13 protein-coding genes are annotated in these 14,354 nt (G+C 39.5%); 10 read left to right on the forward strand and 3 right to left on the reverse strand.

The features are described from left to right. The first annotated feature begins 45 nt into the window (after positions 1-45). From RI196_RS08685 to RI196_RS08730, 10 genes are all read left to right on the forward strand, one after another. Positions 46-1,665 (forward strand): methyl-accepting chemotaxis protein, encoded by a 1,620-nt coding sequence (locus RI196_RS08685; protein ID WP_158640158.1) that lies wholly within the window; start codon positions 46-48, stop codon positions 1,663-1,665. A 52-nt stretch (positions 1,666-1,717) separates the two neighbouring features. Next, positions 1,718-2,035 (forward strand): STAS domain-containing protein, encoded by a 318-nt coding sequence (locus tag RI196_RS08690; protein ID WP_063389567.1) that lies wholly within the window; start codon positions 1,718-1,720, stop codon positions 2,033-2,035. A 68-nt stretch (positions 2,036-2,103) separates the two neighbouring features. Then, the gene (locus RI196_RS08695; protein ID WP_242009281.1) at positions 2,104-2,874 is read left to right on the forward strand and encodes a PP2C family protein-serine/threonine phosphatase; all 771 of its coding nucleotides are present in this window, start codon (positions 2,104-2,106) and stop codon (positions 2,872-2,874) included. A gap of 426 nt (positions 2,875-3,300) precedes the next feature. Beyond that, a complete protein-coding gene (locus RI196_RS08700; RefSeq protein ID WP_063389565.1) occupies positions 3,301-3,945 on the forward strand; it encodes an HlyD family secretion protein in 645 nt (214 codons plus the stop codon). Positions 3,946-4,031: 86 nt separating this feature from the next. Beyond that, entirely contained in the window at positions 4,032-5,663 is a 1,632-nt protein-coding gene (locus RI196_RS08705) for a DHA2 family efflux MFS transporter permease subunit (RefSeq protein WP_375338809.1), read from the forward strand. 79 nt (positions 5,664-5,742) lie between these two features. Further along, complete coding sequence (locus RI196_RS08710; RefSeq protein WP_082829330.1) at positions 5,743-6,159, forward strand: MarR family winged helix-turn-helix transcriptional regulator; 417 nt, start codon at positions 5,743-5,745, stop codon at positions 6,157-6,159. A 202-nt stretch (positions 6,160-6,361) separates the two neighbouring features. Continuing rightward, positions 6,362-7,282, forward strand: coding sequence for a malate dehydrogenase (locus RI196_RS08715; protein ID WP_063389563.1), 921 nt, complete (start codon positions 6,362-6,364; stop codon positions 7,280-7,282). Positions 7,283-7,548: 266 nt separating this feature from the next. Then, a complete protein-coding gene (locus RI196_RS08720; protein WP_063389562.1) occupies positions 7,549-8,202 on the forward strand; it encodes an MOSC domain-containing protein in 654 nt (217 codons plus the stop codon). A 371-nt stretch (positions 8,203-8,573) separates the two neighbouring features. Then, positions 8,574-9,149, forward strand: coding sequence for an RNA polymerase sigma factor (locus RI196_RS08725; protein ID WP_063389561.1), 576 nt, complete (start codon positions 8,574-8,576; stop codon positions 9,147-9,149). Continuing rightward, on the forward strand, positions 9,121-9,993 hold the full coding sequence (locus RI196_RS08730) for a hypothetical protein (protein WP_066246656.1): 873 nt from the start codon (positions 9,121-9,123) through the stop codon (positions 9,991-9,993). Before RI196_RS08725 ends, RI196_RS08730 begins: the two co-directional genes overlap by 29 nt. Before the next feature lie 84 nt (positions 9,994-10,077). Here RI196_RS08730 and prpB read toward each other — a convergent pair whose 3' ends face one another. The 3 genes from prpB to mmgD form a co-directional block, all read right to left on the reverse strand. Then, the gene (gene prpB / locus RI196_RS08735) at positions 10,078-10,983 is read right to left on the reverse strand and encodes a methylisocitrate lyase (protein ID WP_066246659.1); all 906 of its coding nucleotides are present in this window, start codon (positions 10,981-10,983) and stop codon (positions 10,078-10,080) included. A gap of 403 nt (positions 10,984-11,386) precedes the next feature. After that, entirely contained in the window at positions 11,387-12,835 is a 1,449-nt protein-coding gene (locus RI196_RS08740; protein ID WP_066246660.1) for a bifunctional 2-methylcitrate dehydratase/aconitate hydratase, read from the reverse strand. A gap of 24 nt (positions 12,836-12,859) precedes the next feature. After that, the gene (gene mmgD / locus RI196_RS08745) at positions 12,860-13,969 is read right to left on the reverse strand and encodes a citrate synthase (RefSeq protein WP_063389557.1); all 1,110 of its coding nucleotides are present in this window, start codon (positions 13,967-13,969) and stop codon (positions 12,860-12,862) included. Positions 13,970-14,354 lie beyond the last annotated feature (385 nt).

Consider the following 14,354-nt stretch of genomic DNA (forward strand, 5'->3'; position numbering starts at 1 on the left):
ATTTTGCAATCAAGTACTTGATCCTTTCGTTCGGAGTGAATGCGGATGAATTTCTTAAAGAATAAAACGATCATTGGTCAAATTATTACAATGATTGCGCTTATTCCGATTATTATTTGTTCTATTTTCATCTTTATTTTTGTCAGGCAGATGGAGAAAGAATTTGATCATTTTCATAGAAATGATGTGTTACGAACAGCAAGCATTTTAAAAAGCGCGATAGAAATCAGCGAAAATTCCAAAAAAACGGTTGAACGTTTAATTGACGAAAAGCTGCACTTAATTTCAAAAGAGATTGCAAAAGAATTGCGCGGGAAAACGATCGAGGAAGTGACTCAGCAAGATTTAATTGCATTGCGCAATAAATATGATGTGTACAATATTTCTTTATTGGTAAGAAGAAATGATGATATAATCATTGCCCAATCTTCAGACCCAAATGAAATTGGTTTAAGCACAAAAGAGTGGGGGTATTGGTATGATGCTTTTCAACAACTGATGTCAGGTAAGCCTGTAACAGTAGGGAAAGGTTATTATCAAGAACATTATTGGGTTGGTCCGATCTCCAAATCAGACTGGGAAAACAAATATTTTAAATATGCCTATTATTATGACGGAACAACTGAATTTATGATTAATCCGTATATTCTTGATTCTGAAATTTATCATGCAACGAAGCATTCGGATCCTGAAGCGCTTATTCATTCCATTTTAAAATTTAAAGAAAGTGAAATCGAAGAAATTGCGGTTATAAATGCCAATGTACTGCTTCGGAGCGAAAATCGAGATATTATTGAACCGGAAAGAGATGCGCCGATATTATATGGAAAAAATTCATATAAGCATGAAAAAGATCATTTTTATATTCAAAAAGTTCTGAAAGAAAATCAAATGGAGTCAGTGAAACTGGGGGAAAACTATCGGAAATATTATCTGCCAATTCCAAATGACAGGGTTATTACGATTGTCACCGACTTAAGCGCTGGCACAAAGTTTTTTCATAATATCATTTTTTTGTTTGTCCTGTCATTTGTTGCTGCCTTTGTCATCATATTTTTCGTTTTGCAGGTCATTACGAAAAAATATTTAACTCCGATCCCTACTATTCACCGTTATATTAATAAAATTGCAGCAGGCGATTTGACCGAAGAAATTCATGTCGATCAGAAAAATGAATTCGGTGATATTGCTGCCCATTTAAATGAAATGACTGACCGCATCAGCCAATTAATTGTCGATATTAAAAACGATATTGAAACATTAAGGCTCGTTTCAAACGTTTTATCAGAGACAGTGCACTCTTACTTTCATGTCATGGACGAAGTTTCAACAACCATGACAAAGGAATCGCGGGAAATTTTTCACGAAATAGAATTAGAGGTGAAAGAAATACGACAAAACTATGAAAATATCAATCAACAACTGGAAAAACTAAAAGAAGCGAATCATTTTGAATTCCATCATGTCTCTAATTTTATTATTCAATCAAGTCATCAACTCATAAGACTGAATGATTTGATGAAACAAAATGTCAAAAAAGTTACGGAAATGAATTTATCTTCTTTTGATGCGATACAGCAATTGAATGAAATTATTATTCAATTAGACAACCTTTCAAAGGATTTAGAAAATAAAATAAATAAATTTAAAGTTCAAGAATCATGAAACACATAAAGGTGAAAATGATTGCTCAGTTTTTCTGCTAAGGAGGGTATGTATGGGTCTTACGGTTCAAAAGGAAATTCAAGATCAAAGCCTCACATTATACATTAAAGGAGTTTTAGATATTTCAACGGCTCATGTGTTTCATGCTCATTTTAATGAAATCGGCAATTTTCAAGTATTGACGATTGATTTTAGCTATTTGGAATTCATTGATTCATCCGGAATTGGTGAAATCATCGATTTAATTTATTTATCTCAAGAAAAAAACATTAAATTAGTTTTTAAAGGTATGAATGATTTCACAAACCATTTATTTGAAACAGTTGGATTATACGAAATTTTAAAATCGATTCAAGGGGAGGTTGTTTGATGCAAAGAGACTTTTTAACGTATCAGCAATCTTCCTATACGATAGAAGATGTTAAGAGAAAGGAACAAATGCTGCAAAGGGAAATAAACTTGGCACGGACGATACAAACAACGTTGTTGAACGGGCATGCTCCATCGATCGAAGGGGGAGAGGTATTTGGCTATTCTATACCTGCCCGATTAATTGGCGGGGATTATTACGACTTTTATCCGCTTGTCAACGGAAAAGTGCGCATCGTTATTGGGGATGTGATGGGAAAAGGGATTCCTGCTGCGATGCTCATGATCTTAACGCGCGGCGCCTTTCGGACAGCCGCTGAAAGCACGCAAAGCCCCGGAAAGACGCTGACTGCAATGAACAAAGCGTTATACAATGATTTGAGAAAGTTAAAATCTTTTGTTACCGTTTTCTGTGCCGATTGGGATCCGCTGTCGGGAACGTTTACATATGCAAATGCCGGCCATCATCTTCCGCTGTTTATAAGAGGCGATGCGGTACATGAGCTTCCAAAAGTGAAAGGGATTATGATTGGCGGTCTTCCTAATCAAATTTACCATGAAGAATCGATCCAATTATTTGAACATGATTCAATTTTCTTTTATACAGACGGAATCATTGAGGCGCAGAATAAACGCGGCGAGCAATTTACATTGGCACGGCTGATCGAAACGTTAAAACAAAATCAGGATAAAAATGCTGGGGAGATTGAAAAAAAAGTGCTGGAATCGATTCATAAATTTACAGAAGGCGTTCCGCAAAAAGATGATATGACTATGGTATTCTTAAAAGTAGGGAAACAAAAAGTCGATATTTCAAGTTTAAATTCGCCTGTCATGTAACGTTTATTTGAAAACGTGATTGTTTGGAGGAATTGAAATAAAAAATTTTACACTAGTTGGAAAAATAAATCTTGGGCTGGGAATCGCTTTTATCATAGCTGCTCTTTTCCTATTCATGCAGCATTTTTACAATGTGATTTATTTAAACCGTTTTCTTTTTGAGATTTCGTTCGTTTGTCTTGGACTTTCATGAATGTTTTCAGCAGCTTTTTATCAAAAATCGAATGGAACATGATTATGCTTTTTGGACAAAATGACCCAAACAGTCCATTGTACTGTCTGGGTCATTTTTATATATATATTTCGGTACACGAAAAACATTGACTCGGATAAACGATTGTCATATGATAAATAATGCAGTTTATAAATATTTCACAAAATGAAATATTTATTTAATGAATATTTTTTTTGTAAGGGGGATAAAAAATGAATGTGAAAAAGTTGGTCATATTAAATATTGTTGTTCTCGTTGTTTTGGTTTTAGGAGGTTTTGCCGGATTCTATTATTACAATGAGTCGGTCAACTATATTAAAACAGATTACGCAAAAGTGGACGGACAGCAATTAGTGATCGCCGCCCCTGCTTCCGGAGTCTTGACAAAATTTGATGGAAAGGTTGGAGCACAATTTCAGAAAGATAAAGTCATTGGAAAATTAGCCGTACCTGGGGAGGATGAACCTGTCAGCATTCAAATGCCCCAGTCCGGAACGATTGTCCAAACAAATGCGGTAGAAAATTCATTTGTGGCAGCTGGTACCCCTTTGGCATATGCATATGATTTCGATCATTTATGGATCACTGCCAATATTAAAGAAACCATTATTGGGGATGTAAAAGTTGGTCAAGATGTTGATATTTACATCGACGGGTACAGCGAGTCTAAACTTTCGGGAAAAGTAGAGCAAATCGGAAAAGCAACAGCTAGCGTCTTCTCATTGCTTCCAAGTGAAAATGCGGACGCAAACTATACGAAAGTAACACAGGTGATTCCTGTGAAAATATCTATTGCGGATGCAAAAGGGCTAGGAATTATGCCGGGAATGAATGCAAAAGTACGCATCCATAAATAAATGATTTAACCATATAAACTGAAGGAGGTGGAAGCATGCCGTTTATCATCAGTTATACGTTTTTCACTCTGATTGTGCTGATCGTCATGAATGTTTTCCTTGTCAGAAAGAAAAACTGGCATACAAAAAAAGAGGAAGCACTTGATAAGGAAGTGCCGGTTGGAAAAGTGCTGTTCGTTTTAATGTTTGGAATGTTCATTGCGATTTTGAACCAAACAATTTTAAATGTAGCGCTTCCGGTCATGATGACGGATTTAAATGTCAATGCGACAACAGCACAATGGCTGATGACAGGCTTTATGCTTGCAAACGGAATTTTAATACCGATCAGCGCATTTTTAGTTGAAAATTTCGGTTTTCGCAAGCTGTTTATTACAGCGATGATCTCGTTTACAATTGGATCGCTCGTTTGTGCCGTATCAGCAACATTTCCATTGGTGATGATTGGCAGAATTATTCAGGCGATTGGTGCAGGAATTTTAATGCCGCTTGGCATGAACATTTTTTTGACTGTTTTTCCTCCTGAAAAAAGAGGAACAGCCATGGGGACGATGGGGATTGCCATGATTCTGGCTCCTGCAATTGGTCCGACACTCTCAGGATGGGTTGTGCAAAATTATGATTGGCATTTTTTGTTCTACGCGATGGCTTTGATCGGTTTAATTGATATCTTTTTCGCCTTTATTTGGTTCCGTTTAGAAAAAGAATTAACTCGCCCGACGTTTGATATCCAAGGGATTGTTTATTCAAGTATTGGATTCGGCGGCATTTTATACGGGTTTAGCGAGGCTGGAAGCAAAGGATGGTCAAGCGCGGAAGTTATCATCAGCTTAATGGTCGGAGTTGTTTTTTTAATTTTCTTTGCCGTAAGACAATTGAATGTGGAAAAACCTCTGCTTGAACTAAGAGTATTTAAGTACAACCTCTTTACGTTCACATTAATTATCAACTCGATTGTTACTATGGCATTATTTGGAGGAATGCTGCTTCTCCCGATTTATTTACAAAATATTCGCGGTTTTACACCGATTGAATCGGGTTTATTATTGCTTCCAGGAGCAATGATCATGGGATTAATGGGGCCGATAGCAGGAAAAATTTTCGATCGATATGGTGTAAGAGGATTAGCAATTGTCGGTTTGGCCATTACAACATATGGAACATATGAATTCACGCAGCTGACGGCCGATACGCCCTACACAACCTTATTAGGAATATATATGCTGCGGTCTTTCGGAATGTCATTGATCATGATGCCGATCATGACTGCCGGTATGAATCAGCTGCCATTAAAGATGATTTCCCACGGAACAGCCATGTCGAATACGATACGCCAAGTGGCTGGATCTATTGGAACCGCATTATTAGTAACGGTTATGACACAGCAATCAACAAATCATTTATCAGATTATACGAATCTTGTTTCAAAAACTGATCCAATGTTGATGAATCAGCTGCAAGCACTTGGCAGCAGTATGGCTCAATCAGCCGGACTTTCTGCACATGCTGGTCAAACTATTGGTGCTCAGGCACTTTTAGGGCAGGCATTGCAGCAATCAACCATCGAAGGGATCAACGATGCATTTTACATTGCGACCGTTTTGGCATTCATCGCGCTAGTTCTTTCCTTTTTCTTAAAAACACCAAAGAAAACGCTCCAGGAAAGCTCGTTCGAAGCAGCAAAAGTTAAAACCGAAGCATCTTCCCAAGAGTTATAAACAAAGATATAATGAATGAAACGGGGATGTCCGGCAGAGGACACCCTTTATATATGTGAAAGGAAGGGAAAGTAATATTATGAATCCGACATCCTCCTCCATGACGGAATTAGAGAACGAATTTATAAGGATTTTTCGTGATTTGCGAAATTTTTATACAATGGGGAAAAAATATGGCTTGTCAAGAAATGAATTTTTTATTATGAAGTTTTTGCTGAAAAACGGCCCTCAAAAACTATCTACCATTTCCCAAGAATCTGATATATCTCCCAGTTTCCTCACAGGTATTACTGATCAGCTAATCGAAAAAGGCTACATCGAACGGAATAGATCAAAGAAGGACCGCCGAATTGTCCAAATCTCTTTAACAAAAAAAGGAGAAGAAACCATCATAGCGGTTCAACAGGACTTGATTCAATATATGCGTTCCAAATTCAACGCATTTACAGAAGAAGAAATTCAAGATTTAATTCGACTTTTGCGGAAAATACCATAATATCGTCCGTGGTCTTCAAAATCAGTAGTGCCTGACTTTGTAATTTTAGTCAAAAAGAGACGAGCTTGTTTTAAAACGGTGCACTTTTTCAGAGATGATCCATTGACAAGACGGGGAAATTTGTGTATTCAATGTCAAAACGGGTCATGCTGCCTGTTTGACGTGGAGAGGAATCTTAACGGCTGCAAAGGGGGAAAAGAAAATGTGCAAAATTACGATCATTGGCGGAGCAGGAACTCTTGGAGCCGCCATCGCTTTCAAATTAGCAGGGAAAAAAGCGATCGATGAAATTTGTCTCATCGATCAAAATGAAAAGCTGCTGCTCAATCATTTAATGGATTTGGAAAATGCTTATCCGTCCAAAACGATTTATAAAGGGACTTTTCACGATTTAAAGCACTCTAATATCGTCATCATTACGGCAGCCATCCCAAACCGAACCGATATTTCTTCTAGAGATGAGTTTTTAGAAGGAAACTTGCAATTGTTTCGTCAAATCGGAGAAGCCGTCGCAAAACATGCCCCAAACGCTTTGATTATCACCGCTTCCAATCCAGTCGATGTTCTGAATTACTATTTAGTTCATACGTTTCAATTTGATAAGAAAAAATTAATCGGATACACCATGAATGACTCCTACAGGTTTGAATGGGCGCTTCGCCGAGTTCTAAAGCTACACGAGAATGATAAAGTATCAAGCCCTGTTATAGGTGAGCACGGAGAAACACAAGTTCCGCTTTTCAGCCAAGTCAAAGTAAACTATAAGCCGCTGCTTTTATCAGAAGATCAGAAAATTCAAGTTAAAGAAAAGCTGACAAATTGGTTTCGAAACTTCAATGACCTAGGCATAAACCGAACAACCGGGTGGACGTCTGCCGTCGGTATGGAAAGGCTGATTGATCAGCTGCTTCAACCAAAAACGTCGACAGCAATCGGTTCTGCGGTATTAAACGGAGAATACGACGTTTCTGGCATTAGTTTAGGTGTACCTCTAGCAGTGAATCATACAGGCATCCAAAGCATCCTTGAATGGGAAATCGAACAAAAGGAAAAAGAGTTATTTCAACAATCTGCTGAAAAAGTGAAGCGTCTCATCAACGAGTTTATTATGAATAAAAAATAGACAAAATGGAAGTTTCTTCAAAAAGAGCGCATCAATCTATCTAGTAGACAATAAAAAAGCTCACTATAAACTATGCTAGTTTTTGTTTTGTTGTTCCCAATTCAGCTTTTTAACCATTTTAGGAGGTTACAGCACTGGAATAGATTTTTTTATCCTGTATGATTTTTTGAAAATCATACAAACTGCAGACTTGCCGCTTAACGATAATCTATTGCTGCTCCCAAACGAAGTTGGAAGATCTTAAAGAATTAATGGAGTTGATCAAAATGGAAGCAAAAACTTATGAAATTATTTCTATAAATGTAGGAAAACCGAAAAATTTCATATATAACGGCAAAGAATTCGTCACTGGAATTCAAAAGCAGCCTGTTGATGGACCGGTTTTTTTGTCATTTCTTAATTTTTCAGGCGATGGTCAGGCAGATCTTGTTCATCATGGCGGTAGAGATAAAGCGGTATGCGTTTATCCGTATGATCATTATGCCTATTGGGAGCATGAGCTTGAAAGAAAGCTGGATGTGGTGGCATTTGGTGAAAATTTGACAGTAAAAGGCTTGTTGGAAACAGAAGTTTGCATCGGGGATACGTTCCAATTAGGGGAAGCGGTTGTGCAAGTTAGCCAGCCTCGGCAGCCATGCCATAAGATTGCCAAAAAGCACAGGGTGAATGACTTGCCGCTTCGTGTTCAAAATACTGGTTATACCGGTTTTTATTTTCGGGTGCTGAAAGAAGGCTGGGTGGAGACACAATCAAGCTTGCAGCTCATTGAAAAACATCCGCTAAACATAACGGTTTCTTTTGCGAATCAAATCATGTTTCATGATAAAACAAATAAAGAAGGAATTGAACAAATTCTTCGTGTGGACGAACTATCGGAAAGCTTTCGGGATTCATTGATGAAACGCTTACAATCCATTTAGGAACATCTACCAAAAGAAGGGGTTGGAAAATCGGCTTGTATATAAATTAGAAATGCAAGAGAGATCATTAAAATTTCAATGATCGTTGTTTTTAGATTACTATTTTCAAAGGTTGAGCTTCTGTGGAGAAAGCGTCTTACATTTCAGCTACTTCCCATATAATAAGCCAACGATCCACTGATGCAGGGCAGATCGTTGGCTTATTTTACAAAACTTTGCCATCTAAAAAGCTCCAAAATTTGAGTTCTTGCTTTTTGTGAGAAAATGGGAATTCCTCCAATCTATTTCTGCAACTAGAATCTGATGATTCGATACTTTTTCTCCAGCATTTCGTCTAATTGATTGTACGAGAAAGAGAGGTGCACCTCGGCATGCGAGATGAAGATTTGGTTCAAAAGGCTTTAGAGGGGGACGATTCAGCCTTCCGTGAGCTTCATGACCGCTACATTGGCCAAGTGCTCCGCTATGCATATATGCAGACGGGGGATTATCATCGGTCAGAAGAAATTGCTCAAGATGTCATGTATAAAATGGCGGTTCATTTAGCGAACTTTCAAGGAAGATCAAGCTTTAAAACTTGGCTGTTTACAATTGGAAGGCGGGTTGTTATCGATTACCATCGCAAGTATAAAAAAGAAAATAACACAGTCTATTTAAGCCCCGAGGACTTAGGGCATAAACAGGATAAACATTTAGTAGAACAAAATATTCTGGAATATTCGCTCAGAGAACAGATCATGGCCAGTATGGAAAAATTGTCCCCGGATGAAAAGACGGTCCTTTATTTAAGATTTTTTGAAGGAATGTCTATAAAAGAAACAGCCAAGGTAATGTCGAAAACGGTTATGGCGGTTAAATCGCTGCAAACAAGGGCTAAAAAGAAATTGTCAGCCCATTTAAAAAGCGAGGTGAATGATCATGAAAAAACAACTCGTACCGCCGAATAGCGAAAAGCGTGAAGAGTCAATAAAACAGCTTTTTCATCACTTTTATATAGAACCGACAGATGAATTTAAAGAAAAAAGTTTTCAAAAAGCTTTAGCCGGAATTGAATTAGCTAGAAATAAAGAGAGAAGGAAAAAAGCCGCTAGCAAGCTTCAGCTTGTATTCTCATTTGCGGCCGCAGCAGCTGTATGCATCCTTCTAATGATTTTTCCTCCTTTTCAAACAAATGAGACGAAAGAAGGCGGCCAGCATTCAGATCAACAAAGCATACTAATGTCTCCCCAACAATCTCAAAATGCAGAAAAGGAAGAAGAAAAAGGAGATATCAACCGACCTGAATCGATCGAAATGACAATTTCATTGGAAGGAATGGAAGAAAAGGAGCTGTATCACCTCGTAAACATAAAGCAACTACCTTTTACCACATATATTCCGGATCGTTGGCAGGCAGAATATATTGAAGAAAAAAATTTGATCGGAGCAAAGCTGATAGCGGTGAATGAAAAATATGGGGAAGTTGATGTCATGTTTTTTCCAAAAGGGACATCTTTAGGAGAGGCGGAAAATTACATTACAGATGAATTGCTGGGAAATGTTTCTTATAAAGTTTTATCAGCGGAAGAAGAAGAGAAAAGAAATATACCTGATTGGTCTCTCCGTTCCTTTCATTATGAAAATGTAGAGCAGACGAGAACGGGCGAGATTTATTTAAGCGAGCATAACAGACAGTACTTTTATATACAGAGAGAGTTTGCTAATGAAGCATTGGAAGGATGGGGTTCAAGAACAACAACGATTTTGGAGCAATGGGAATGGAAGGACACGAAAAAAGGATTGTGGGATTAAAAAGTTTTATGAATCAGAAATGTGAGCAGCTACTATTTTTTCCGGTAAATACTTTTTCATCCACGGGGCAAACCCCGTGGATGGTTAATCTTCAGGCAATACTGTTTTTGCAATCGTTTGGTCGAGCGCTTCGAAATCATCGTAATGAATCACTTCATAAAGTTCCTTGCGAGTTTGCATATTCTCGAGCTCGCTTTTTTGAGTTCCAGACGATTTAATGGTTTGGAATAGGCGTTCATACGCTTTAGCGGCGGCGCGAAGAGATGAAACAGGATAAATCACCATTGAATAGCCGAGTTCCGAAAATTCTTCTGCTGTATAGTAAGGAGTTTTTCCAAACTCTGTCATGTTTGCGAGAAGAGGAGCTGAAATTGCCCGGCTCACCTTTAAAAAGTCTTCTTTTGTTGAAAGAGCCTCAGGAAAAATAGCGTCTGCTCCCGCTTCAACATATCTTTTGGCGCGTTCAATGGCGCTTTCAATTCCTTCAACTGCATAGGCATCCGTTCTGGCAACAACGACAAGAGTCGGCGCTGCCTGTTTAATAGCTTTAATTTTTTGCATCATCTCCTCTACAGACACAAGCTTTTTGCCGTTTAAATGTCCGCATTTTTTCGGAAGATCTTGATCTTCGATTTGGACAGCAGCTACTCGTGCTTCTGCCATTTCTTTAGCTGTTCGGGCGGCATTCAAAACACCGCCGAAACCGGTATCAATGTCAACGAGAAGCGGCAGATCAGCCGCCCGCACGATTTCCCGCGCCCGGCGGGCAACCTCTTCTGACGAGACGATGCCCAAGTCAGGAAGCCCTTGGCTCGCGGTATAGGCGGCGCCTGACAAATAAAGCGCTTGAAATCCTGCTTTTCTCGCTATAAGTGCAGCCATTCCATCATGGGCTCCAGGAATTTGAAGGATTTCCGGTGCGTTCATTAACGTTCGAAACCGATCGGCCAACTCCTCTTGTGTCGATTCTTTTTCAACGATCCAAACCATGGAATCACCTTCTTTTCTGTCATTTCATCTTAGCTTTACAGAACCATTAATTACGTTTCTAGAGGCAAGCCGCGTTTTTCATTAAACGAGCGCTGCCCTCGTCAAGTCTACTCGAGGGTGCCGCCCTGTATCCACGCTTCGCTTACGGTCTGTTTTGTACCCTGATCTTTTGTCTGTTAACTTCCGTCATTTGGTACAAAATCGATTCTTTCGTTCTTTTTGACTGCCCAAAAAATTTTCGCTTTACAGAACATTTTTCGGTGTGGCCGATTGCCACACCAGCTCGATATAGTTATCTCAAATGTTCTTACAAGGTTTATAACATGTTTTTTCTTGCCAAACAATGAAATTGCGCCAAAGTAACATGCATCTGATGCAAAACAACGTGTGATCTGCCCCGGATTTATATAACAAATAAGTTTACAAACTCATGTACAAACGTCTCTTCCAGCACGTTCTGGTCAAGCGAAACGTCTAAGATTTGCTTGAGCTGCTTGTTTGGGAACCGTGTTGCCAAATTGTTTTCATATTTTTGGATCAGCTTAGGCAGACCTTCTTGACGGCGGAATCTGTGGCCGATTGGATATTCCCGCACAACTTGGCGCGTTTCCGTTCCGTCTTTAAACCGTATTTGAACTGCGTTGGCAATTGACCGTTTGTCCGGATCGAGATAATCTTTGCTGAACTGTTTATTTTCCACAACTGTCATTTTTTCACGAAGCGCATCGATTCTCGGGTCTTGTGCGATTTCATCTTCGTAATGATCCGCTGTTAAATCGCCATAAATAAGACCGATGGCAGTAATATATTGAAGGCAATGATCACGATCAGCCGGGTTGAGAAGAGGTCCCGTTTTGTCGATGATGCGAATGGCTGATTCATGCGTCGTGATCGTGATTTCTTCGATCTCATCAAGGCGATCTTTTACTTCAGGATGAAGCTCAATGGCGCATTCAGCAGCTGTTTGCCCATGAAACTCTGCTGGATATGATATTTTAAATAAAATATTCTCGATTACATATGATTCCAAAGGACGGGCGAGCTTCAGTTTCTGTCCTCGGAACAGCACGTCTTCAAATCCCCAGTTCGGAGCCGATAGGGCAGAAGGATATCCCATTTCACCTTTTATGGCCATAAATGCAAGACGTACAGCGCGGCTTGTTGCATCGCCAGCCGCCCACGACTTGCGAGAACCAGTATTTGGAGCATGTCGATATGTCCGAAGACTTGAATTGTCAATCCAGGCATTGGAAAGGGCGTTGATGATTTCATCTTTTCCGCCGCCAAGAAGCTTCGTAACGACAGCAGTTGAAGCAACCTTTACGAACAGCACGTGGTCAAGCCCGACTCTGTTCAGGCTGTTTTCAAGTGCCAGCACCCCTTGAATTTCGTGTGCTTTTATGATCGCTTCAAGAACTGTCCTCATATTGAGCGGCTTTTTCCCTTCTGCCACATTCGTTCGGCTTATGTAGTCGGCCGCAGCTAAAATTCCCCCCAAGTTATCAGAAGGGTGACCCCATTCCGCTGCAAGCCAAGTGTCATTATAATCGAGCCAGCGAATCATGCAGCCGATGTTAAATGCACCGTGCACGGGGTCTAATACATATGAAGTGCCAGGGACGCGGCACCCGTTTGGAACAACCGTCCCCGGAACGATCGGACCTAAAAGCTTTGTGCATTCAGGGTAGCGAAGAGCAAGTATGCCGCAGCCCAGCGTGTCTAACAACACATAGCGGGCGGTTTCAAACGCTTCTTTACTTTGAATTTCTTTATTTAGAACATAATCGGCAATTTCTTCAAGCAGTTTGTCTGTTTGTCGATTTTCATTATTTTTTACTAGTACTTCTGCCATTTTTACAACCTCCTAAGCTATCCATTACTGTTGTACTTTCAAAGAACGTTTTCCTGTATATTTCACGCGCGGACGGAACAAACGGTTGTTATTATGCTGTTCGATCACATGGGCGCACAGGCCTGCTGTTCGAGCACTGAAGAAAATAGGAGTATATAAATCAATCGGAATGCCAAGCATGTAATAGACAGGAGCCGCATAATAATCGAGGTTCGGATACAATCCTTTTTCCTCTCTCATAATGGTTTCCCCGGCTTCGCATATTTCAAGCAATCGAAAATCGCCCCGTTGTTCGGACAGCTGCTGCAATGCTTTTTTCATAAGCAATGCTCTTGGATCCATTTTTTTCATATAGACGCGATGGCCAAATCCCATGATCCGCTCTTTATTTGCTAATTTTTGTTTAATCAATCGCTCAAAATTTTCCTTTGTACCTGCTTCTTCAATTAAATACATCACCGCTTCATTGGCTCCGCCATGCAGGTGTCCTTTCAAAGAGGAAACCGCACCGGCGAGAGCGCCATACAAATCTGCATGTGTAGACGATATGACGCGAGCGGCAAATGTAGAGTTTGGCATTTCATGTTCGATATAAGCGATGAGCGAGCGGTCGAATATTTTCGTTTCAAGTTCAGTTGGTTTTTTTCCTGTAATCATATATAAAAAATTTGCACTGTAGGAGAGATTTTCATCTGGTGGAATGACTTCTTGTTGATTGAGTAGATGATAACTGCTGGCAAGAATGGATGGCATCTGTCCTAGAAGATTGATAGATTTCGTTTTATTGGCCTGTTCAGATCTGTCATCAATGAGCGGGTCAAATCCTGCTAAAATGGAAATGCCTGTTCTCAGGGCGTCCATTGGATGAGTTGTCTTCGGCAGTTTGGAAAATACGTCGTAAAGCACGTCTGGAAGCTCTCTTTTCGCTAGAAGCTCGTTTTCAAATCTAGCTCTTTCTTGTTCAGACGGAAGCTTGCCTTCAAGCAGCAAAAACGCAACCTCGACATATGATTTTGTTTCGGCAAGTTCAATTAAATCGTATCCTCGAATGACAATTTCTTCATTTTCTACATCGAGAAACGAAATCGTTGTCTCAGCTGCCACTACGTTTTCTAATCCTGGTCTAAACTCCATCAAATATACCTCCTTCAAAAGTTTTCGAAAACGCTTTACTTTTGATGCAAACAGGGAAAAATGAATAACGGGATGATCGATCGCTTTCACAAATTTTGTTATTGGGCAATTGCTGAGACAATAACATTGTTCATTTCTTAAAGCCTATTCATTTCTCCCAAATCTCAAAGCGATCTTGCTATAATTGACCGCCTCTCCTTGTCGAAGCTTAAATGGTTAGGAAACCATTTTTTTACTTCTGGAACAAATATAGCACATTTTTTAAAAAAAGAAAATGAATCTTCGGAATTTTCGTTTTTGTAAAACGACAGCTTTCACAAAATTCATTTGAAGAACTGACTTTAAAAATGGAAGTCAGCTTCCAGCAATCGGAGGCTTTGCGGTT

The organism is Aeribacillus composti (genome assembly GCF_031760945.1).
GTDB lineage: Bacteria > Bacillota > Bacilli > Bacillales > Aeribacillaceae > Aeribacillus > Aeribacillus composti.